A 23,665-nucleotide genomic window follows, 5' to 3' on the forward strand; every position below is an offset into this window, starting at 1 on the left:
TCAGCAAGCGTAGGTCGGAGGCCTCGCCCGACCTACGCTTGCTCCCATTCCAATATCTACCTTCTCACAAGAATCAATCAATTCATATCCATTTCTGTGCTGGGATTTAACGATTAACCATAAGTCCCCAACAACTACATCGTTGGGATTTTTAATATAATTTTTTGCCGCATTGGCATAAGCGTGATGCGTCATTAGTCCTAATAGTAACACCATTGATAAATACCGCATTGTGGATTTTTCTGAGTTTATTGAATTACATAACCAACATAAATAACGCCATGCCTATCATCATTAAGTTTTCAGTAAGTGAAATAAAGCCTAAAGGCACATTACTGTCACCACCTACACAAGCACATTTCAGTTCACGTTTATCGATGTAAACGGCTTTAAATACAGAGAGCGCACCGACTGTTCCTATGAATAAGGCAATGGGAATGGATACCCAATTAAGTGCCCCTGAAATCATTAATACCCCTGCCAATCCTTCGGCAAAAGGATAGATGTAACTGTAAGGAACCCAGCGTTTCGCCAGAAGGTCATAATTGAGAAACATCGTTGAGAAACTCTCAATGTTTTGAAGTTTCAATAGCGCAAGGACTGCCATGCTCAAGGCGATGAACCATCCTAAAGCCTGTGGCGTGAATGGATTACCAGAAAAGGCATAACTGGTTGCCATCGCCATAAGGGCTGTCATTGTAAAAAGAGCAGCAACAGGGCGATAACTTTTTTGCTTAGGGTCTCTAATTGTTTTCCCAAAGTGACGACGCAAATCATCATAACCACCTATTCGCTCATCGTTAATGAAGGTTTGTGGTGTGGTTTTAACGTGGTACTTTTCTTTAAAGGCATCGACTTGTTCGCGCGTGGTGAGCCATTTATCTTCGACCTCATAACCTTGACGCATCAGTAAATCCTTGGCTTTAAGCCCATAGGGACAGACATGATTGCCCATGACCATGCGGTATAACACTGCTTTCTTAACGATTGCTCGATTCATTTTATTCTCTCTTAATCATGAACTATAGTAATACTATAGAGTACGTACTATAGTACGGTGTCAAGTGAGGTGAGTGGTGATTGATAAAAAAATTGGGGAATTCGCTAAGATGTTTGGTGTGGGTGTAGAAACCATACGCTACTATCAACGACAAGGACTGCTACAAATTCCAGAACATAAAAAGGACGCAAGTGGTATTAGGCGTTATGGCGAACAGGACACACAACGTCTAAAATTTATTCTGTCCGCGAAGAAAGCAGGATTTACCCTTAAAGAAATCAAAGCCTTGTTAGACTGTGATGCTAAAAATGATCGTGCATATATAAGGGAGGTTTCTCAAAAACGCATTGCCATGCTCGATAAAAAAATGGCTGAATTAAAAGAGGCGCGCGATTTTCTGCATCAATTGATAGATGAATGCAGAACAACTACTTCTGAAGCATGTCCTATTCTACATGCTTTTGAATGAGTGGGATGACAATCAGCCTAAATATTTGATGAACGTCAAATACAGCCTTTATTTGTATTTAATGATAACCCATATGTTCTTCCTGAAGCTTATATGAAACGGCTTAAATCATTTATTCAGGAACAATTAAATAAAGAAAGAACAAAGCCTCTTTTATTTGTTATTTCCGAATTACATGATAAGCAGATATAAATGGCAGAAGCAACTCTAATCCAGGTTGCATGGAACCGAGCTACCTTGCTTTTTCTTTAACTCATCAACCGTCAATCTCATCTTATAATGGGGTACCGGATGCCACGAGGCTATAAATTCCCTAGTAATTTCAAAGCCAGCTTTCTGATAGACATGCACGGCACGTGTGTTAGAAATTTCTGGATCAATGAATATTATCTTTGCATCCCAGAATTGGCTTAAGATAAATTCATGAATCATCCGAACTGATAACCCTTTCCCTATATAATCCAATCTGCAAATAAATAAATCCAGAGTAATTCCTCCCTCTGGAAATTCCTCTGATCGTTCTAATTCAGATGTTATTAAATAAGCAAATGGGATCTCCTTATCATAGGCTATCCAATGAGTTGCCCAAGGTTCTCCTTCATTCAAAAACTCATTGAGATCTTTGATAGTATTACTTAACCCTTCTCCATGGAGCCATTCATTAATATGAGGTTGATGAATCCACTCAAGGACAAGAGCCATTTGTGATTTATTTACTGGTTTAAAGACAAAACGATAATCATGGGTAAAGGGTTTTTTGATCATTTAATGACATGCAAAAAATTTATATCCAGATTTTATTATATCACTTCTGAATACCGCAATTATAGGTAGTAAGCGTAGCCGATGTTGGCAACCAGGCTATGATTGCTGTTTTCAAGTCGTGATGTTTTTGGGCAAGGATTTTTCATGGCTTAATTCGCAATCAGGTATCCAGCCGTTGAGGGTATAGTCTATACATCCCTGCTCTCCTCGGTGCCTGTGTCCCACTGCTTGTCAGCGGGATCCATATACTCTAATAAAGAACTTCAGCATACAAGACAGAGGCAACTCTAATCCCGGTTGCGAGCAACCGGGCTTTCCTTGGAGAAAGAGTTGCATTTTGTGAGGGAATTTTCTTTTATTCCCTGGATTTACTAAATCGCCCCAGACTGGCGGCTTTATTACTTGCACTAACTTTATCTGTATTGGCTTATCAAGGCAAGCCAATTAACTAGGCAAACTCGGATTTGCCTGAAAATTCTGGTTTACTAGACCCTGGACGGGATTTCACATTCCAGAGCGGCAGCATCATAAAAAATGGAATTAAACAGCAAATAAACAAGGTGAGGAAGAAATTATCCCAGCCGTAATTTTTGATAATTGCACCCAAAGGAGCACCAGCCAGAACAGCACCTAAGCAGTAAGCGAAGAATCCGGCAAAACCTGTTGCAGTTGCCGCCGCTTTCTTATGTGATAACTCCGCACAGGCCATACCGATCATCATTTGTGGTCCAAAAATAAAAAAACCAAAGAAAAAAAGGAACAAGGAATCAAGGAATGGTGTATAGGATTTGGTCAATGTAAAGAGTAACAAAGTGACAAATACCCCTGCTGTAAAGAGAATATTAATCGGGTTGCGTTTTCCTTGATAGACTTTATCAGAAAGCCAGCCGGCAACGAGATTTCCAAAAAAGCCGCCAACCTCAAACCATATGATGCAACTACCGGCAGTGATTAAGGAGTATTCCTTCACTTCTGTCAGATACAACATACTCCAGTCATTAAGGGCCGTGCGGACAATATAAATAAATAAATAAGAAACGGACAAGATCCAAATATATGGATTGCTTAGTACATAATTCCAAAGAATTTCTTTAATTGAGAGCTCTGTTTTTTCCTGGTGGTGATGTGAACCGGAAAAATCTTCCCGGTATTGTTCTACGGCAGGCAAGCCTAGAGACTGCGGGGTATCTCTTAAACGGTTAATTAAAAAAATACCCCCTAAAATGCAAATAATTCCTGGCACAAACATGGCTGAACGCCAGCCGAAATATTGCGCGCACATAGCAACAATCAAGGGAATTAAGGCACCACCTACGTTATGCGATGTATTCCAAATACTCCACCAACGCCCCCGTTCGTTTTGAGAATACCAATGGGTTAATAATTTAGTACACCCTGGCCAACCCCAGCCTTGAAACCAACCATTCAATCCCCAGAAAATAGCAAATAACCACCAGGTGGAAGACAATCCAAACAAAATATTAAAAATACCTGTCAGAATCAGCCCAATCGCCATTAAATAACGGGGATTGGATTTATCGCCAAGAATTCCACTCAAAAATTTGCTGATCCCATAACTTAAACTCAAAATGCTGGCAATCATTCCCAATTCAGTTTTGGTCATCCCCAAAGTGCTTTGTAATGCAGGCATCGCGAAGGTAAAACTTTTGCGGGTGAAATAAAACAGAGCATAGCCTATGTACATTGCATAAAAGGTACGGATACGCCAATAACGATATTGCCGGTTAACAATGGCTTTATCCTCAATGGTATCAAGATAAGGAGCAGGCTTTAGAAATTTCAACACTGGCATGATTTCCATATCACGGAAAAAAATAAGATTAGAATGTAACTCGCACAGTATGTCAAATCTTTTTAACAAAAAAAGATAGCGGGATTAGACCTATTGATCATAAATTTTTTAAAAATTTCAATGGAAATATTGAGTAATTATAAATAAGCTACTCGATTTGTGTGAAAGGGATTTGTTGAAATGAAAGAACTAGTTAACTTATTAGAACAAGATCAAATCGACTTTGATAATTACAAACGTCCTGAAGTCTTAATGGTTTTAAGAAGAAAATTTCGTACTCAAAAAGAGTGGATTATTGCTTCTATCGCCCAATATGATTTTGATGAAAAAGAATTATCAAAAGTCAAACATGCCATTTTAAATGGGGACCTTCGCGTAACCGATCTTCTGGAGCGCCCGTTTTCCCACTATTTTTGGAGTTTCCTCACCTTTAAGTGGGGGGAAATTCTTGCGGGTGGAAAAAGATTATCTAAGGAAGAAGTCTTGCAAATTGCTACCTGTTCCAGCAAGGGCCAGGAATTTACCAGAACCCCGATCCAAAATAGAAACAGGCTGATAAAAGGGGTGCCATTAGTCATTGGCAAGGTCGTTACTTCCATGGCACTTTGTATGGTATTTTGTCTGGGATTATTAAGTACTTTAGGAGCTCCTTTTGCCCTAAGCCTTGCCTTGGCGATAGTACTTTCCTTATGCAACGGAGTAGTTTGTTTATTAAGCCGTGGGAAAGCCATGCTTGATAGTGCAGGCTTTCAACCGCAAAAACAAAAAACGTTTAAAACCCTTGAAGAGAACCTAGAACAAAAAACGATATACGATAGGGGTCAGAAATTATTTTTTGGTATCGTAACCTTGCTGGCCTGTATTTCTGCCGGTATTTCCGGATATGCAGGTCTCGTAGGACTCCTCTCTTTTCTGGGGCTTGGGATGCTTGCCTCCAACCCGCTAGTTTTAACCGCTACGGTGGGGCTGTCTTTGGTTGCAGCTGTCTCCTTTTATTCATTTCAAGCTGTGGGCATACGGGAAAACTATACAAAATTTAAAAATCTCTTTATTGAAGATTATAAAAAACCTTATGGTCTTTGGCGATGCGTCTTATTAGGAGCAGTAAGTACGGTTTTTTTAGCTGTCTATGCGACGCTAACCTGGTTCACTACCGTTTCAGGGGTTAACAAGCTTTTTAATGCTTTAGGTGCGAAACCTGATACCTTTTTAGCACATGTCCTGGCCATGATATGTACTACCACAACCATGGTTGTTAATACTTTTTCACAAGTATATAAGGTCTTTAACCCGAAAACGTATGTGGATCTGAAAGAAAAATTTGAATCAATAAAGCAACCACCGGAAGAATCCCAAACCAAAGCGCAAAAGATAAAGCATGTAGCCCTCAATATGCTCAAATTATTTGCTTTGATTGGAGATTCTCTTGCTTATTCTGTAGCTGGAGGAATCCGAAGCGGAATTCATATTGGGGAAACGCTGGGAGAAGCTATTGGGGCAAGGCTTGCATTAACTATTACTATGGCAATATTGTCTCCAGTCGTTTTGGTATTCGTATCGGTCGCTTTTACTTGGCCTGCCGTTTTTCAGAGTAAAAAATCGTCTCAAGATCCTTCAATGGAGAAGCCCTTGATAGACAAAAGGGATCAAAACCATACCCCAGATGCACTTCCCAAATATACTCTTTTACCAACATCAGAACACTCTCACAAATCGCGCAAGGGGATAAAGTTTTTTGCTGCGAGTCAGAATAGTGAGGATACATTTGAGTCTAATTGTAGCTCTACTTTAGACGGAGAAACCCTTGTCACATCATCCACGTTATAAGAATGCAGCAAGCGTAGCCCGGTTGCGTACAACCGGGAAAATGCTTTTTAAATACAATTTTTCATCCTGCCTTCCCAAATCATTTTAAGTTATTTCCTTTATATCTAGTAAGACAACAACTGTTTTAATCACGGTTGCAAGTAACCAGGCTACCTTACAAGTCTTTCATGCAGGCGTGTATTTTTAAAAATCACACGAGGCAGCTTTCGAAATTGCATCGAGAATATTCTGGACATGGGCGGTAATTCTGAGAACCATAGGCTAAGTGCAGCGAGGCTTAATCACCATTTGGGCGCCTTTATTGATTATGAAGATCGATCTACCCTTTTAAAGTTTGCTCTGATAGAACTATCTCTGGCGTTGTCTCCGCCCTACCTGTATCTTTTGGCGAAGGGAAGAAGCTATTCTTGGAAAAGATGGCTTTTTTGGCCTTAAGAATTTTATCTAGAGATTCATCAACAAATTCTTTGACTAAATCAATTTGAGCGTCTTGATCCTCTGGAGCAGGAATATTTTTTAACTCAGCTATTCTTGCCACTGCTGTCCGAAGATAGGGTTTATCCAAGTAAAGTTCATATAACGCCTTATCCTGAAGAGTTTTCTTTAACTGTACAATTTGTGATTCGGCTATTTTGGTAACATCTGACTTTTTTATTTTACAATTCGGATCAGCCAGGGCTAAAAGGCATTCAACACCGAATTTAGGACAAAAGTAAGGGGATTGTCTATCTCCAAGAAAGGAAGCTATAAAATAAGAAGATTTAGCATCATTAAATGGATTAGCCCCATGAACAAGGAGTACTCGGGCAATCTCAGGCTTTTCCAGCACCCTTCGGGTAAAGATGGTCTCACAGCTGTATTTGCAGGCTTTATTCGGATTAGCGCCAAACCCCAGAATGGTTTTTATGGTATCGAGATCACCATATTGTAACACATGGTATAAAGGGCTACGACCCGAAGCATCCCATTTATTCGGACCTTTTTTAGCCAAAGTAATTAATTCATTGTTATGTTTCTCGACAATACTATTGAATCTCTCATAGAGTCCCTTAAATTTTAAATTTACAGATTCGTTTTTATAATTACTGAAAACTTCCTGAATCGCTTTTAGCTGCTCTGATATTTCTACTCGATATTGTTTTACTATGGATGGATTCTTTGTTAAAAACCGCCCCCATTCTTGAATCTTTTGCTCGATTTCATTGTCGGCAGGAAGAAAATGAAGCGGTATATCGGCATTGTTAACAGTACTAGAGAAAATCTTAGTAATTAAATCCTGGGTGACCGTTTTATTGTTAATGATATTTAATTCATTCGTGAATGCAACCTTATGCCTCTCCAAAAGATTATCAAGTCCTTTGGCTAGTCTTTCGTTAAGAATATCTACCGCCTCGTTTTGGGAGTACTCTTTATTAAACCGATATAAGGAATATTTTGGAGCATTTTCTGCATCCAAAGACTTGATAAGAATTGGGATACCGTTATTTTGCTCAGATAGCTTTTGCAAAAATTGCAGTTTTTCTGGCTCACTTTTTCCTTTGAGTTCAGGACAATCCGCGGATATAAACCCGATATCATAATTCAAGTTACCTTTTTCTACTAAAGATGAAATATGGGATATATTAAATTTATCTTTTAGAAATATTTCAATACTGTCTTCCGGTTTAGCAGCATCTGCAAAAATGGTGTGGGATAAATTTTTTTTCAAATCGACTTTATCACCTTTTTCACGTTTCTCCACAGCATTTTCCAGCAGTTCAGCTACAAAATTGCGACCTATATCCAATTTCCTGAACCGGCGAACACCCTGCATGACTAAACGCGCGAACGCGGCATTTTTGGAACATAGGCTGTCGTATTGGGCCATATGTGCTGGTAAGTCGCTAGAGCCACCTGTAGGAACTTCTCCCAATAATTTTGCAGACTCTAAACCATTATTAAGCCCATGCCCAACCGGATAGTTTGGGGTAAAATAGGCATCCCCAATTAAATAGAAAGCGTGTCCATTTGCTTGGGTTGCGGCCTTATTTGCTTGTTTACTCCCCCCTTGGAAAGTTAGAATTTTCAGGTTGTTTTTTTCAGCCCGCGTTTTACTTGCAGTAATGGTGACAGCCAATTCGTTTTCATTTATCCCTAAATAATCTGCGGCGGATCTTCTCACATAGCTTAAAACTAAATTTTGTTTTTGGTTCTTAGTTCGTGCTAGCTGTACTTCTAAATTAGCGAGCGAATTTTCACTGGCCCGATCTGGGCTTATTGTTTCCCGCAGCTTTTTAATCCGTTTATCTAATAAGCTTATTTGCTGGTTTAATCCTTGAATTTTATCAAATATTTCTTTGGGTATTTCACCAATAAAGCCCAGCTTTACCGATTTTTTTTGGCTTTTTTCATGAGAACTCTTATCAAATCTTAAAAAATAAAGCTGGCTTTCAGTCACTTGCGCATCATTTTCATTTTCCAAAAAAGATGATACAAATTCCTTTTCTGGTAATGCTAGCTCCTGACCATTTTTTAATGATATTTTTACATAGGCGCCTAAGTGGAAAGTTTTCTCCAAATGTTGCATATCACTGGGCGTTGTACGCTCTATTCTTTCAGGCTCATCCAGTGATGGATTAACCAAGTCCAAAGTAGATGAACTGGCGCCATCTGCGCCCACCAGATGGGTAAATCGAATCTGTTTTTCCTGACCTCTTGTAATAATGGATGCTTCCCCCTCTCCAAGGTTTACTCCTTCTTTCAATGTGGTTTCATATAAAATCTCGACCGGTCCTATGTCCCCAGTTTGACTCTGATTTTTAATTCGATTTAAAATGAATCGTTGAACGGTGGAAAGTTTTATCTCGGCAGAAGTACTCAAAGAATCTAGAAAAGCAATATCCCTCTCATCAAGGCTTTCTCCTTGTCCAATCATATCCATTAATTGTGCTTTTCTGCTTGGCTCCAGAACGATTACTTGTGGTCTAATTGCCGCCGTACTTTCTGAACGTTTTTCAATAATTAATACCTTATTTTTATTGTCCTTATTTTTATTTTTTTTTGCTGTTTCATATGCGGCAGCCAGCCCGACAGGGCCCATTCCCACTATTAATAAATCGTATGGTGCGGATGGATTAGCATTTGGATCGGTGTACATAATATGATCTCATTGAGGGAAATCTATAAATATTATAGACAATTTTCTCCTCTTTGATCTAAATTTGCTCAACACGAAAACTATCAAAGCGAGGAATTTTGATAATAAAAAGAAATTAAATAGGTGATAATTTTGATGCGGGAATAATCCTCTTCTTCGCTTGCTGCATGAAGGCTAGTCTTCTTCAAAGCGGTGACTGGAACAATCGCTCCAATCGATTGCTCTAAAACCACCTGTATTGATAAGTAACAACCTGGAAGGTTCTTCGCTCCAGGTTGTATTGAGACTAATTGAATTAGGAATTGAGTGTCGTAATTAATGCATGGCTTTTAAACAGCCTTGGCAACACGCTTTGATTTGCTCTTTCAAAGTGGCCGTACTCTGTGTTGAAGTAACTCCAAGTCCACAACCTGCCAGACATTGAAGAACTTCTTTCGCTGTACCTCGAGTTGTTGAACGATTAACACAACTGTCTACACAAGTTTTATCTCCCTTACAATTTGCCATGCACTTGGATAGATTATCAACATTTACCGTCTCTGCTTGCACCTCTGAAAAAAGAAAACCCAGACCAACAATTAAAGCTAACACCATAGCCCGATTATTTCTAAACATGTTCCATCCTCCTTGAACACTCATCTAAACCTTTTAGAGAATACTCATACTAGTATAGTCAAAACTAGAATGATAAAAAAATGAGCACCCATTCCAATTGCAACACTTACGCTTCCAAATTTTCAGACCTTTTGTAATTCCTAACGAAGGTAGATTTACTACGGGATGGATAATTGTTGTACCGACTTGAAATACTGGAAGGTATAAAGCTAGATCTACCGTGAGGAGTGCAGAATTTCCATAGTTTACTCTATTAACCCTGGCCACTAAAAAAATGCACCACCACTTCATGCAATGGTGATGCATTTATTGAAACTTGTGCCATTTGCTTGTTTGCTGTAGGCGCTATCTACCTCAAGCTGGTTAAAAGGCACGTGCACAGCGAACTTTGAGCGAGGTAAATTTGTCACTGATTCCTTGGGCGCCCTGATTGGTAAAATTCAAAAACCATGCATTATTCGTAGGGTTGGCACTGGATTCCGTAGAACTCCAGTATTGGCCTGAAACACCGGTCAGAAATCCCAAGCTATACAGAGTGTAAATGCTCGAGGTATTGGCAGGGCAACCTGCACTTCCGGAAGTTCCCAGCTCACAAATAGACGGCAAATACCAGGTGGCGCTAGGAAACAACTCAAAAAAGCAGTAACCGGCAGCAAGGCTCATTGGGTCAAAGCTTGTTATTTCACTGGTGTTGCAGTATCCATCGGTAGCGCCGTTACAATTATCGGGAGGGCTGGTCGAAGTTTCCGTGATTCCGGGGACATTAACCTTGTCGCTGCTCCAGGAACTCGGGAAAGCAGGTTCGCTATCGGATACCACATATGAGGTGCTATTTTTTACCGAGAACACGAGATACCCCTCGATGGAAAAAGCCAACGCTATTGAAGGGGGGGAGGCGACATTATCTCCTGTAACCAATATCCCGCCGCGGGGAGCGAATGGAATAGAAGAATTTGAAGTCAGGGTTATGGTGCACGAACCGTTGGCCGGAATAACAGGACATGTGGTGCTGGTGACGCTCGTCCATGTTGTTGGGAGACTGACCCTAACATTTGAGGCAGGGATGCTGCTTATATTGAGTACCGTGATATCAATCCCTACTGAATCATTAGTAGGGATAATTGCCCTTGCAGGAGCACTAATGGTTGCTTGCGGGGCGCATCTTAAAGATTGCATATCAAAAAAAGTCGAAGAAGTGTTTGTACCTTTGACTACTACATTAGGTATAAAAAAAGCGATTGACGTATTGGTAGAAAAGGTAATCGTACAACTGCGCCCAGGCAATAATGAAGAAGGGCAACCATTGTTTTGCACCACATAAGTCCTAAAATTAGCATCGGAAGATGAAGCCTGTATATTCTTTGCCACAATTTTGGAATTATTAGTAATTGTAATCGCACCCGGTCTGGCTATACATTGGGGCAGATTCTGGCTAATCTGTATGGAACAATTTTGCAGTGATTTCGAGCAAATGGATCCCTTCTTACCTGCACTTATGGTTAACTGTGCTGTTTCATTAGTCTTGGGTGATTCCTGAGCCCATAAGGATTGAAGCGGAATGATTAACAAAAGAAAAAAGTAGAAATGGAGTTCCTTAAAGCGACACATAAATTCATCCTTTTAATTAAACTGGGCGCATAGTTATGAAACCATATACAGACCCTTTCATTTTTGCAAGAGTTTATTATTTTTTGTTAAAATTTTTTAGGGAATGCGAGCACGAATATCAGGTCTTGTGCGCTCCTGCTTAAGATGCAAACAATAAATGCCCCGCCCGGATGTTTGCTTAATCTTTCTAACTTGCTATAAATAAATGAGATGGAAAAACAGCTGTTATTGAAATGGTTATAGCCTTGGGAGAAATATGAAGCAATGGCATGCTTTAACCATCGAGGAAACTAAAAATGTTCTTGCAAAACACAATGAACATTTGAGTGTCAACGAAATTAAAGATATGGAATCTTCACGCTGGTTTATCCTGTTAGCGCGCCAATTTACCAATATTCTTATTCTGGTTCTCCTAATCGCTACCCTGCTTTCTTTTTTTTTAGGCGATATTATTGATGCGCTGGCCATTCTTGCCATCGTTCTATTTAATGGGTTATTGGGTTTTGTCCAGGAGTGGAAGGCGCAAAATGCCATTAAAAATTTAAAAAACATGCTCACTAGCCAATGTCGGGTTATTCGTAATGGGCTAGAGCTAGTTATTGATGTAAAAAAACTTGTCCCTGGTGATTGTGTGCTTATGGATGGCGGAGACATAGTACCTGCAGATATCCGCATCACCGCCGTAGCCGATCTAATGATCAATGAAGCTACTTTAACAGGGGAGTCGGAACCCATCACTAAAATAACAGAGCGCTTGCCGGCAGAGACTTTAATTACAGATAGAAAAAATATGGCCTACATGGGAACCCATGTGATGAGCGGACAAGGGCAAGGCCTGGTGGTTGCTATTGGTATGGACACTGAATTTGGCCGCCTCGCCGAGCTTACAGGCTCAATTCATGAAGAAGAAACAGAGCTTCAAAAGCAGCTTTCATTTATTGGGAAACGCCTAGGATTGCTAGCGATTATTACCTCGGTTGGCGTCATCTTAATTGGCGTATTGGCGGGTTTTGATCCCATCCGCATGCTAATGACGGGCATTTCTCTTGCGGTATCTGCTATTCCAGAGGGACTGCCTGCGGTGGTGACCATTGCCCTTGCTTTAGGTGCCCGGGCCATGGCGAAAAAAAAGGCCCTCCTTCGGCATCTCCAGGCTGCAGAAACATTGGGTGCTGTTTCAATCATTTGCACGGATAAAACAGGAACCCTGACTCAAAATGAAATGAAAGTTCAGGTAATTTGGTTGTTTGAAAAATCTCTGCAACTCACTGGAGTCGGTTATACCCCCGAGGGAGAATTTATACTCAATGGAGAGGTGATTAATCCGCAATCCCTCCCAGAATTAATGACATTGTTAGAGACAGGATACCAATGCAATCATGCACGCATCTATCAAGAGGGAGAGGAATGGAAAATCATTGGCTCCCCAGACGAAGCAGCCCTGCTCGTCGCTGCTGTTAAATCCGGGCTCAGCTGCGCTCATCCCGCTGCTCTTGTCAAAGAGTTTACATTCGATTCGATCAAAAAACGGATGACTGTCATAGAAGATGCAGGGGACTTTCAAATTATCCATAGCAAAGGGGCTCCAGAAGTCATTTTGCCTTTGTGTACTTATTATCTGTTTGGAGCCCAGGAAAACGAACTAAACAGCGACTCGCGAAACAAAATCGAAAATGCTTACATTAATTTAGCTCAAAATGGTCTTCGTACACTGGCCCTAGCCAGGAAAATTGTTCCCAAGCATCTTAAACTATCCAGGAAAGAAGCTGAAAATAATTTAGTCTTTATCGGACTCGTCGGTTTCATGGATCCGCCACGAGAAGAAATACCCAGGGCATTAGCAACAGCAAAAAATGCAGGTATCAAAGTCGTTATGATTACTGGGGACTCCCCGGTGACCGCAAAAGCAATTGCCAACCAGATTGGCTTGCACGTAGATAAAGTGATAACCAGTAGTGAATTAAAAACACTCAGTGATCACAAATTAAAGGAACTTTTAAAGCAAAATGTTTTATTTGCAAGAACAATCCCTGAAGACAAATTCCGGATCGTGAAACTGTTCCAGGATCAAGGCCAATTGGTAGCGATGACGGGAGATGGGGTCAATGATGCACCCGCTTTAAAACAAGCTGATATTGGAATTGCGATGGGAATACGGGGAACTGATGTTGCCCGCAGTGTGGCTGATATCGTTTTATCAGATGATAATTTTGCCTCCATTATTGATGCGGTGGAGGAAGGGAGACGCCAATATGCAAATCTGCGGAAATTTGTCCTTTATTTGGCATCTTCAAATCTAGGTGAAGTTTTGGCTATCCTGATTAGTCTGCTCTTAAGTGGAGGATTAATTGTCATTCCTGTGCAAATCCTTTGGATAAACCTGGTCACAGATAGTGCAACGGCCCTTTCTTTGAGTGTGGAACGTGCTGAAAAAGGAATCATGCACAGGCCGCCACGGCAAGCTGACAAACCCATTTTTGATCGCATGTCTTTGATTCTGGTTATTGCCTTCGGCGCTTATATTGGAATGGTAACCTTTTTAGTATATCAATTGTATTTTCCGCAATCGTATGAATTAGCGAATACCATTGCTTTTACTTCCTTGGTCGTGTTGGCTAATATCCACACACTCAATTTCCGCAGCTTCTATAAACCGATTTATACAATAGGCTGGTTCTCGAATAAATGGATTTTAATTGCGCTGTTAAGCATGTTGGGTTTACACGTCATGGCGATATACAATCCTGGACCTCAGCGCATTTTACATACAGTACCTTTATCTATTAGCCATTGGGGAGTTATTCTCTTGTGCGCCCTGCCTATTTTTTTAATTCCTGAACTGTACAAGATGATTAAAAATAAGGGCAGTTGAAGCTGTTCGGAAACGGCATTATTTTTTAAAATTCTCAATAAACATTTGCATTTTTTATTCTAATTTCTAATATTTCAAATAGACTTGGCATTCACAGGCCCATAAATGGATTTAAGAGAGTAATCATGGAATCAACAAACAATAAACTGCTGGAAACCACCGTGCAGGAATCAAAAAAGGGGAAATTTACCCAGGAAATTATTATAGGAGAACACCATCTCATAGCCGACGAACCGACTTCATTTGGCGGCAATGATTTGGGGCCGTCACCCTATGATTTTTTACTTGCTGCCTTAGGTTCTTGTACTTCTATGACCATTCGTATGTATGCTGAGAATAAAAAATTTCCACTGGAACAAGTAATCGTGAAATTAACCCACGAAAAAACTCACGTGGAGGATTGTGTTGGCTGTGAGAAGGCAAGTGCTAAAATTGACCGTATAACGCGCAGGATTGAGCTTAGAGGAAAACTCACTGAAGAACAGCGTTCAAGATTGCTGGAAATTGCCAACATGTGTCCTGTACATCGCACTTTAACCTCCAAAATTCTTATTAATACAGAATTAATTGGATAAATTAGCAGGGACAAAATGAGTAACCTCTACCTTAATAAGCCATCAAGTTGCAACAATAAAATGGGTTATGTTAAGTTATTCATTTCCTACATCATTTTATGAAATCTTCGCTCATGAATACAGGCCTTCATATCATCTGCCCTCATTGCAATACCATTAATCAGTTACCTGCTTCCCGTTTGGAGGAACGCCCTAACTGCGGAAAATGCCATCAAGCACTTTTCAATAATAAACCGGTAAATCTCGACACCACTCAATTTACTCGTTACCTTGAACATAATGATATCCCTGTTCTTGTGGATTTTTGGGCGGAATGGTGTGGTCCTTGCAAAATGATGGCGCCACAATTTGCATCTGCAGCAGGTCTTCTGGAACCCAAAATGAGGTTAGCTAAAGTCGACATTGAAGCACATTCTTCTTTAGCCTCCCGTTATGCAATCCAAAGCATCCCCATGATAGTTCTTTTTCATCGTGGAAAGGAAATAGGGAGAAATGCCGGGGTTATGGGATCTCAGGATCTGGTAAGATGGGTTGAATTACAGATTAAAAATATGCATTAGGTGCAGTACAAAAGAAAAATCTTTCTTAAAGAAAAAGCTAAAATTAGGGAGCACGTTATGAAAATAAAAGGATCTTTGATCGCTGCATTAGGTTTGTCCATTTCAATCGCTACATCTTCATTTGCCCTTGAAGATACCTCCAGTGAAAATAGCCCTGATGCGGTTATTTCTCCTAAAATTTTTGAGATGGCCAAAAAAAATGAATATTGGAAAGCAGCCCTTGTGACTGGGAAAGCAGCACAAGTTGTTTTTATGAATATCACCCCCAAGACCAACCCTAAAAATGAGATCGGTATGGAAACCCATAAATTTGACCAAGTCATTTTTGTGGTGGAAGGTCAGGCTAAATCCATTCTCAATGGCAAAAATTCAACTGTTACCGCAGGGGATATGATCTTTATCCCCCAAGGGATGCCTCATAATTTTATTAATCTTAACGCCAAGAAACCCTTTAAAATCATTAGCATTTATTCTGCTACTGATATTCCTGAAAATGCGAAATATAAACAGAAATCGGATATGCCAGCAGAGTAAATTGCTGGCCTATTAACCCCTCGGCTTCTTTAACTTGGGAGTTTTGCTGTCGATGCAACATAAAGAATATCATCGAATTGAACGCATTGGCTGGTTGCGTGCTGCCGTACTAGGTGCCAACGACGGGATCATTTCTACTGCGAGCTTATTAATTGGTGTTGCTGCCGCACATACCTCATATAATGGAATTCTTATAGCCGGTTTTGCGGGATTAATTGCTGGCGCCATGTCGATGGCTGCGGGTGAGTATATCTCTGTAAGCTCCCAGGCAGATACTGAAAAATCCGCCCTCAAACGGGAAAAAAAAGAACTTGAGGCCAATTTAGCAAATGAAATGGAAGAACTAACTTCTATATACGTAAAACGCGGATTAGAACCTGCCCTGGCAAAAGAAGTTGTAACACAGATGATGGCCAAGGATGCTTTAGGTACCCATGCCCGAGACGAACTTGGGATTACAGAAATATCCAGTGCACGCCCCCTGCAAGCGGCATTGTTTTCTGCGTGCAGTTTTACCCTCGGTTCATTGTTGCCGCTTTTAATCATTTTTCTTGCTCCCAGGGAGCATCTCATCCTTATCATCTCAGTGATGGCGGTTCTTTTTTTGGCATTACTTGGAGCTGTGGCTGCACGGGTTGGCGGTGCAAGCGTTCTGTCAGGAGCACTGCGTGTTGTGGTTTGGGGCACACTTGCAATGATTGTGAGCGCTGGTATAGGTTCCTTGTTGGGTATTGCAGTATAAGATTAATCCCCCTCTAGAGAATAATTTAGGGCAGTCCTGCCGAAAGCATTTAATTAAATTGAATGTTTCCTTTAACATAAGCTCTCAATTGTATGATACAATTGCCAAAATATAAGCATATTGAACAACAAAAAATATCCTTACCCCCTTCCACAGAACACCAGTTAAAAGGAAACAGCATGAGTTTTAGTTCGTTAGGTTTAATCCCGCCTTTACTACAATCCATTGAAGAATTAGGCTATAAAGATCCCTCCCCTATTCAAACTAAAGCCATTCCCATAGTATTAGCTGGTAAAGATGTTTTGGCTTCCGCACAAACAGGAACAGGTAAAACCGCAAGCTTCGTATTACCTGTATTGCACATGTTAAGTGCCAAGCCCAGGGCGAAAAGCAATAGGACCCGCGTCCTCATCCTTACCCCTACACGGGAATTAGCAAGTCAGGTACATGAAAGCATTCGTGAATACGGACGCTATCTATCGCTTCGTTCGGCGGTGGTTTTTGGCGGGGTGAAGATTAATCCCCAGATGATGAAATTACGTTCTGGAGTTGAACTGTTGGTTGCCACCCCAGGCCGTTTACTGGATCTTTTCCAGCAACGCGCCATCCAGTTTGATCAAGTGGATACCCTGATATTGGATGAAGCCGACAGGATGCTGGATATGGGGTTTATTCACGATATACGGCGTATTATTAACTGCTTACCTAAAAACCGGCAAAATCTGCTGTTTTCAGCCACGTTTACTGATGAAATTCGTAAACTGGTTAAAACCATTTTAAACGAACCCGTAGCAATTGATGTTACTCCTCGAAATACAACCGTAGCTAAAATCAAACAAACCGTGCATCCAGTTGATAAAAGCCAAAAAGCGGCATTACTCAGTCATTTAATTCACAAAAATAAATGGGGCCAGACCCTGGTGTTTTCCAGAACGAAACATGGAGCGAACAAATTAGTAAAACAATTGGCGGAAGCACAAATTTATGCAGCCGCTTTTCACGGCAATAAATCTCAATCCCAAAGAACCAAAACCCTGGAAGAGTTTAAGTCCGGAGAATTACATATCCTGGTGGCTACAGATATTGCTGCTCGCGGAATTGATATTGAGCAGTTACCCTGCGTGGTTAATTTTGATTTACCCCAGGTTGCTGAAGATTACGTCCACCGCATCGGTAGAACCGGTCGTGCGGGAGCTCCGGGATTAGCCGTTTCTTTAGTGAGCGCTGATGAGATAAATCAATTGCAAGCGATAGAAAAACTTATTCAGCATAAATTAAACCGAATTGAGATTGAAGATTTTGAACCCAAACACAATGTACCGCAGACTACCCATGTTTCAAAACCTAAAAAACCCGTCTCTTCAAAAAAGAAAACCACCTCCACGCACAGTAAACCTAACAGGAAACCTTTAGCCAAAAGTGCAGCAAGAGCCCGCTCCCAATCTTAGCAATCAAATGTCTTCAATGGCTTTGGTTGCTCTTATTGTTTAAAGAATCAGCATACCTGGGCTATGGGTAAGCTTAAATTTAATTATTTTGGTTAACCCATGAGGTAAAGCGTTCCGCTTGCTTGCTCCATAGTTCAGGGTAAAGTAAAGTAAAATGGCCGTGCGAAGTCGGTGAACCTTTTTGCAAAACCCATTGTCCCTGTTTTACTTGTCTCATGAGCTCAGGCATTCGATTAAATTCGGGTGAATCCAAAGCATCATCAGTAAAATCCAGAGCAAATACTTTTGTTTTTATTGTCGATAACAACGGTTCTGGATCGTAGTCCCTGGAAGCTGCCATAATATAAATGATATCGTTAGCGTCCTTTTTTGTACTCTGCTTTACCGCTGAATGGATGTAATCGGTCGCTTCTCGTGTATTGGAAATAGTGTGTTGCAAATGAGGGACGCCATCGACCATCATCGCCACTAGTGGCCAAATTGCCTGTACCCCATAAGGTTGGTTTGTGTAATTTCCATTTTCCCAAGAGGGATCATTTTTTATACTGTTAATGACGATTTGACGCCATAATAAATTGCGTCCATCAATTTTACGCGGCAGGCACACAATAGGCATAATCCCATCCATAAATTCAGGATACAACTCGCTCCATAACCAGCTGTGCATACCCCCCATAGAGGTACCAACAATCATTTTTAAATGAGTAATTTTTAAATGCGAGGAAACTAACTGATGCTGTAATTCAACCATATCCTGATAGGTATATTGGGGAAACTTCATACGGAGACCATCACTGGGTTTACTTGATTGTCCCTGACCAATATTATCCGGAAAAATCAGATAATAATTATTTGCATCAAAGGGTTTTCCTGGAGCTAATAATGCTTTTTTAAAGTGTTCAAACAGGTCACTCCCGCTACCGCCTGTCCAATGCAAAAATAAAACTGCATTTTTTATTTCACCTTGATTATTTTTTTGCGGAATCCCTGCCGTAATATAATGAATGCGGAGATTGTCTAAGGTTTGGCCATTTTTAAATTGGTATTTGGGAATAATAAACTGATTTTCTTTATAACCAGTTATTTCTTGTCTTTTGGGTGCGGAAGGCGTCAATTTGTTTGGTTCTCCATAAGTTGGCTGTAGCTGAAAAAACAGGATAGAACACAATAAAAGAGTAGTTTTTCTCATTTACTCAAACCCTTATTTAATTTATATACCCTTCTTATTAAAATACATAACGATTGTCTTGAATACATTATCGATGTTTTATTGTTTTAGTGATTTAAGAATAACTGGTATTTAGAACACTTGCTCAGCACTATGATGCCCAATAAAACGATAAGCGCTTTTGCCAGGCATCTGGATTGTTATCCAGTATGATTCAGGTTTCGCTGCAAAAACAAAGCATTTCTTTCAAAATGCAAGCAGCCAAAATGCTACTCCCAAATTGATAATTTTATTAAGACTATAATTAATAAAGTTTTTAGATGTTTAAAAACAAATTAACATTAAACAACAAGGCGCATATATGAATAGCAACGAATTAAAATCATTTTTAATGGTTTATGAATATCGTTCTTTCTCAATTGCAGCAAAACGCTTGTATGTCACTCAATCTGCCATAAGCAAGCGCATCAATAATTTGGAACATGAATTTAAAGTCAAATTATTTGAAATGCGGGGAGGAGTAATTATTCCTACTCTGGAAGGACAATTGCTTATCCCCTATGCCCGATTGCTTCTGCATACCTTTTATAATGCTGCAGATAACCTAAGCAATCCTGAAATGGTAGAAATACCCGTATTTCTGGGTACCTCCACTTTTCCATCCTTACAATTTTTGCCGCAATTCATGGAGTATTTGCTGGAACATAATATTAATTCTCCTAATTTTCATATCAGGCAGATGGCAAAGCAAGACCTGATACCTGGATTACAAAATGGGATGATTGATTTGGCATTAACTACTGAAGATTTAGTAATCGATAATGACATTTTAAGCAATCAACTCGACGAGGAAGATGTTTACATTGTCGTCTCCCACAAGCATGAGCTGGCAAATGAAAACAAAATGGATTTTAACAAACTGGCTCAATATCCGTGCATTTTAACTGAGCGAGGTTTTTCCATTCGCGATAATCTGGAGCGAATTTTTTTAAAATATGAATTGCCTCTCATAGTGAATCACGAGCTATTTTCTTTAGATGCAATAAAAAAATTGGTAAAAACTGGATTAGGCTGGAGTGCATTGCCAAAACAGTATTGCAATGAGGAACTGGTGCAATTAAAAATAGAAGGCTACTCTGAAAAAATAAAATTATGCTGGTATTGCCACAAAAATCGCGCTGACTCTAAAATAATAAAATATATTGCCCAATTGTTGAAAGAATCTCTTTCTTCTGTTCGAAGTTAAACTCGCTCATTAGATCAATGCAATCTCCCTCTCACTTAAGCATTTCTAAAATAGGCCTGGAGAAATCTCATCTCCAGACACATCCCTACTCAAAATCTCTGCCCCATTCTTTTTAGGAATAGTTCAGAACACTTTAATTCAAAGGCTCTTAAATAGCTCTTAATTCTCATTTCATAAACTAAACACAAGCTAATTAACTTAGGAGTTATAAATGCAAAGCCGAATAGATAATTCAACCAAGTCCCAGCGCTCATCCCTTTTACACGATCCCTACGGATTATTACAGGTACCCAAACCCACTCAACCGATTCCTGATTTACCCCTGCTTTTAGAAAAAAACGATTTGGCTAATGTACCGGTGGAATCTTATGCAGAACCCAAGGAAGCAATCATTCCGAAAAGAATGAACTACATCTACATAGTGAATCCTATTGAGGCAAGCAATCCTAAAGATAAACACCTAAAAACGATTGCTCTCTTTAAAAAATTATATCCCGACTATATAACCACCCTATGGATTACTTCCTCGGCTTATCCCCCAGAAGAAAAAGAAAAGCTAATTAATTGGGCCAAAGAAAATAAAATTCATTTATTAGACAGCAGTATATTGGATGGGCATATTGGACCTTCTGAGCAGATGTATCAGTTAGAGCTATTACGCCGTAATTATGCTGCAGCAACAGATCAACTCCGTCTTGCAATTCTGTACCACTTTGGCGGTATTTACAGTGATGTTGATGTAGTAGCAGACCCAGATCCCAATCATAGACTTCCCGAAGAATTAAAGGCGCCGCTAGGTCTATATATTCATAATGGTCACGTACGTATCACCCGATATAACGAGCATCCTCTCGAGTTATATAATATGGCAAAACGCTTTGGTGATAATCCTGAGGACTATTGTAAAATTCGTTATGGATCCTCCAATGATTTTATTTTAGCGGTTAAGCATTGCCCTATTTTGCAAAAACTCCTCGAGAAAATCGCCTCTAAATACCTAGTACCAGCCCAGGATTTATTAAAAAATACAGAATACCAAAATCCTTATACAGGAGTTTACTTTCCCTTTAATCCTGATAAGCCCTGGTCCACTATCGGCTTTTTAAAACAATGGATAATAGAAGTAACAGGTCCCACTTCATTGAACGAAATCTACGAACAAGAATTTCCTCAAATAGATGATGCAATTGAGCAAAATGAAAGTTTTCTTGGGAGTTTCTATTTTGCAAATGAATTGAGTTGGTTAAAATTAAAAACGAATCAAACCGCTTTTCCTGAAAAAGCAATTGAAATCGGCGTAACTTCCTTACTCTATGATTTAATGGTGGAGCCTAACACTTTACGCTTAGACAGATATCTGTCCTTTATAAGTAAAGAACAAATGGTCGATGTACTTGAAAGCCTGTCACAGTACAATCCAAAACAGTTAGAGAACGTAAAATTTGTTTTCCCACATGACCTTGCGCTCCATTCGCTCCTACTCTCGCAGGCAAATAAATTTCCTGCACTTTCTCCGACTGTCTTAACAGCAGCTGAAGAACCAATCCTTCTTAATAGCATGGATAAACCAGTCCCTGCTAATAAATATAGATTTTTCCAACCTGTAGTTAATTTTTTTGAAAAAATTAACCCTTCAAAAACACTCGTTGAAAATCTGTTTACCTCACCTAAATAATAGAAAACAAGGGGGACGTCCCCCTTGTTTTCTTCTAACTTATTGGATCTGTTTTCTAGACAGCGAAGTGATACCTAATTTATAAAAACATCCTTTTGCACCATGTTGGAATTGAGATTGGAGCACACTGCATTAATAAAATAGGTAAATTTCCCTGGGGTCCCCGGCAAAGAATGATCCGTCCAGTTAAGTGAATTACCTTGCCAAAGAACACGCTGCTGCCAGTCACGAACCTGATAACTGGTTACCGGCAAGCTTAGTACTGGCGATGACCAACCAAGACTGATGGCTTTTTTATCATTGCTGTAAGTAGCCTGGATATCAGTGGGCGATGCACACTGAGGAGTATCTGGAATGATTACATCATATTGTATATCTTGAGACACGCCATTGCTGCAGACCGAACTGAGATAATAGGTGAATTTACCTGAGGTACCAGGGAGCGACGTATCAGTCCAGGTTAATTTATTATCCTGCCACAACACCCTCTTTTGCCAATCTTTCACTTTATAGGCAAGAACATTAGTGCTGTCCGCTGGCGCTTGCCATTTTAAATTAATATTTCTTTTATCAAGGCTGTAATATGCAGCAAAATTAATCGGCGGATTACAGGCATCCGGTGCAGAACTGTTCACCTTATAAAATTTGACGCTATTAATTTGCATGCTTGCCGCTTGCATTTTCGAATTAGGAGCACCAGCATAAGGACCGCCTACGGCGAGATTGACAATCAGGTAATAACCCCCATTGGGATCATTGAATCCCCGTTGCAATGCCTGCGCACCATCAGCGGGCAAAGTATCCGTTTTTAAAGGACCCCAGGTTTTAACATTATCGATATAGCCGGTGAGAATATATCCCCCATTCTGACTGTTGGGATCTGCTTCCCACTCAAATCCCCAGGTATGCGGGCTTTGATAGGCTAATTGAGGAAATTGATGAGATTCTAGTGGGTACCCTATGCCACGACAATCCCAGCCCCCGCATTGTGGTGCATTTCCATTAAAGTGCAGCGTGGCAGTAGTCACGTTAAATGCGGTATTTTGGGGATAGGCTTCCATAATATCGATTTCCCCATTTTGCGGCCAATTGGAATCATAAGTGGGCATCATCCAGATTGCCGGCCATAAACCACGGTTATAGGTACTGGGATTTGTTCCTTGCTGACACAATCCATCAATGCTTTTTGTACATACGGGTAAATTGATATTTACTTCAAGGTATCCGTGTTTTGTAGCTTTGGTTGTCCAGACCTCTGAGGGGATCGGGGAATTAAACGGAGGAGAGTTAAGATTAGCCCTAGTCATTATTTCACCACTTAGCCAATAACCCGTATTGATCAGATCTGCGAGCAGCGTTAATTTTCCATCCGCTTTTTTAATGACTTTGGAAGTATTGTAAACATTAATTTCCCCTGACATCCGATGATCATAATTCGTGGATGCATAGTAATTGAGGCCGTTGCTTGCTTTATCTTGCAAAATATCGGTAATTAACTGGCATGATTTTGTTGAATCAAAAGAACAGGTAGCTGAAATAGCAAGGGAGCTTGTGAGCACGGACGGCAAGATGAAAAGCAAGTGTTTATTTTTTATCATTAGTTTTTTCCTTA

The 23,665-nt window shown here is 40.1% G+C and carries 19 protein-coding genes; 10 read left to right on the forward strand and 9 right to left on the reverse strand.

Annotated elements, in window-relative coordinates:
• A complete protein-coding gene (locus KYQ_RS09825) occupies positions 1-216 on the reverse strand; it encodes a hypothetical protein (RefSeq protein ID WP_019349949.1) in 216 nt (71 codons plus the stop codon).
• Between the two features lie 40 nt (positions 217-256).
• On the reverse strand, positions 257-1,000 hold the full coding sequence (locus KYQ_RS09830) for a glutaredoxin family protein (protein WP_019349950.1): 744 nt from the start codon (positions 998-1,000) through the stop codon (positions 257-259).
• Between the two features lie 76 nt (positions 1,001-1,076).
• Between KYQ_RS09830 and KYQ_RS09835 the strand changes: the two genes are divergently transcribed.
• The gene (locus KYQ_RS09835) at positions 1,077-1,469 is read left to right on the forward strand and encodes a MerR family transcriptional regulator (protein ID WP_019349951.1); all 393 of its coding nucleotides are present in this window, start codon (positions 1,077-1,079) and stop codon (positions 1,467-1,469) included.
• Between the two features lie 207 nt (positions 1,470-1,676).
• Here KYQ_RS09835 and KYQ_RS09840 read toward each other — a convergent pair whose 3' ends face one another.
• Positions 1,677-2,234, reverse strand: a complete 558-nt coding sequence (locus KYQ_RS09840; RefSeq protein ID WP_019349952.1) for a GNAT family N-acetyltransferase — start codon at positions 2,232-2,234, stop codon at positions 1,677-1,679.
• Positions 2,235-2,682: 448 nt separating this feature from the next.
• Positions 2,683-4,047 (reverse strand): MFS transporter family glucose-6-phosphate receptor UhpC, encoded by a 1,365-nt coding sequence (gene uhpC, locus KYQ_RS09845; protein WP_010652656.1) that lies wholly within the window; start codon positions 4,045-4,047, stop codon positions 2,683-2,685.
• Between the two features lie 180 nt (positions 4,048-4,227).
• Here uhpC and KYQ_RS09850 point away from each other — a divergent pair, with 180 nt between their 5' ends.
• A complete protein-coding gene (locus tag KYQ_RS09850; RefSeq protein WP_019349953.1) occupies positions 4,228-5,874 on the forward strand; it encodes a hypothetical protein in 1,647 nt (548 codons plus the stop codon).
• A gap of 319 nt (positions 5,875-6,193) precedes the next feature.
• Here the strand turns inward: KYQ_RS09850 and KYQ_RS09855 are convergent, their stop codons facing one another.
• From KYQ_RS09855 to KYQ_RS09870, 3 genes are all read right to left on the reverse strand, one after another.
• Positions 6,194-9,010, reverse strand: coding sequence for an FAD-dependent monooxygenase family protein (locus tag KYQ_RS09855; RefSeq protein ID WP_019349954.1), 2,817 nt, complete (start codon positions 9,008-9,010; stop codon positions 6,194-6,196).
• A gap of 315 nt (positions 9,011-9,325) precedes the next feature.
• Positions 9,326-9,625: a hypothetical protein gene (locus tag KYQ_RS09865; protein ID WP_010652653.1), complete on the reverse strand. Its 300-nt coding sequence runs from the start codon at positions 9,623-9,625 to the stop codon at positions 9,326-9,328.
• Between the two features lie 363 nt (positions 9,626-9,988).
• Positions 9,989-11,233, reverse strand: a complete 1,245-nt coding sequence (locus KYQ_RS09870; protein ID WP_019349956.1) for an Lcl C-terminal domain-containing protein — start codon at positions 11,231-11,233, stop codon at positions 9,989-9,991.
• A 256-nt stretch (positions 11,234-11,489) separates the two neighbouring features.
• Here KYQ_RS09870 and KYQ_RS09875 point away from each other — a divergent pair, with 256 nt between their 5' ends.
• The 6 genes from KYQ_RS09875 to KYQ_RS09900 all read left to right on the forward strand — a co-directional run bounded on the left by KYQ_RS09875 (position 11,490) and on the right by KYQ_RS09900 (position 17,964).
• On the forward strand, positions 11,490-14,105 hold the full coding sequence (locus KYQ_RS09875) for a cation-translocating P-type ATPase (RefSeq protein WP_019349957.1): 2,616 nt from the start codon (positions 11,490-11,492) through the stop codon (positions 14,103-14,105).
• A 125-nt stretch (positions 14,106-14,230) separates the two neighbouring features.
• On the forward strand, positions 14,231-14,680 hold the full coding sequence (locus KYQ_RS09880; RefSeq protein WP_010652649.1) for an OsmC family protein: 450 nt from the start codon (positions 14,231-14,233) through the stop codon (positions 14,678-14,680).
• A gap of 113 nt (positions 14,681-14,793) precedes the next feature.
• On the forward strand, positions 14,794-15,240 hold the full coding sequence (gene trxC / locus KYQ_RS09885) for a thioredoxin TrxC (RefSeq protein WP_019349958.1): 447 nt from the start codon (positions 14,794-14,796) through the stop codon (positions 15,238-15,240).
• A gap of 57 nt (positions 15,241-15,297) precedes the next feature.
• Positions 15,298-15,774: a cupin domain-containing protein gene (locus KYQ_RS09890; RefSeq protein ID WP_019349959.1), complete on the forward strand. Its 477-nt coding sequence runs from the start codon at positions 15,298-15,300 to the stop codon at positions 15,772-15,774.
• Positions 15,775-15,826: 52 nt separating this feature from the next.
• Positions 15,827-16,516 carry a VIT1/CCC1 transporter family protein gene (locus KYQ_RS09895; RefSeq protein ID WP_010652646.1) on the forward strand — a complete coding sequence of 230 codons (690 nt, stop codon included), beginning with the start codon at positions 15,827-15,829 and terminating at the stop codon, positions 16,514-16,516.
• Between the two features lie 179 nt (positions 16,517-16,695).
• Entirely contained in the window at positions 16,696-17,964 is a 1,269-nt protein-coding gene (locus KYQ_RS09900) for a DEAD/DEAH box helicase (protein ID WP_029489028.1), read from the forward strand.
• Between the two features lie 79 nt (positions 17,965-18,043).
• Here KYQ_RS09900 and KYQ_RS09905 read toward each other — a convergent pair whose 3' ends face one another.
• Positions 18,044-19,153, reverse strand: a complete 1,110-nt coding sequence (locus KYQ_RS09905; RefSeq protein ID WP_019349961.1) for an alpha/beta fold hydrolase — start codon at positions 19,151-19,153, stop codon at positions 18,044-18,046.
• Positions 19,154-19,493: 340 nt separating this feature from the next.
• Here KYQ_RS09905 and KYQ_RS09910 point away from each other — a divergent pair, with 340 nt between their 5' ends.
• Both KYQ_RS09910 and KYQ_RS09915 read left to right on the forward strand, forming a co-directional pair.
• On the forward strand, positions 19,494-20,378 hold the full coding sequence (locus KYQ_RS09910; protein WP_019349962.1) for a LysR family transcriptional regulator: 885 nt from the start codon (positions 19,494-19,496) through the stop codon (positions 20,376-20,378).
• Positions 20,379-20,589: 211 nt separating this feature from the next.
• A complete protein-coding gene (locus KYQ_RS09915) occupies positions 20,590-22,053 on the forward strand; it encodes a TcdA/TcdB catalytic glycosyltransferase domain-containing protein (RefSeq protein WP_010652642.1) in 1,464 nt (487 codons plus the stop codon).
• A gap of 74 nt (positions 22,054-22,127) precedes the next feature.
• On the opposite strand, the gene KYQ_RS09920 is transcribed toward KYQ_RS09915, so the two are convergent.
• Positions 22,128-23,651: a glycoside hydrolase family 16 protein gene (locus KYQ_RS09920; RefSeq protein ID WP_010652641.1), complete on the reverse strand. Its 1,524-nt coding sequence runs from the start codon at positions 23,649-23,651 to the stop codon at positions 22,128-22,130.
• Positions 23,652-23,665 lie beyond the last annotated feature (14 nt).

The sequence above is a fragment of the Fluoribacter dumoffii NY 23 genome (assembly GCF_000236165.1).
GTDB classification, from domain to species: Bacteria; Pseudomonadota; Gammaproteobacteria; order Legionellales; family Legionellaceae; genus Legionella; species Legionella dumoffii.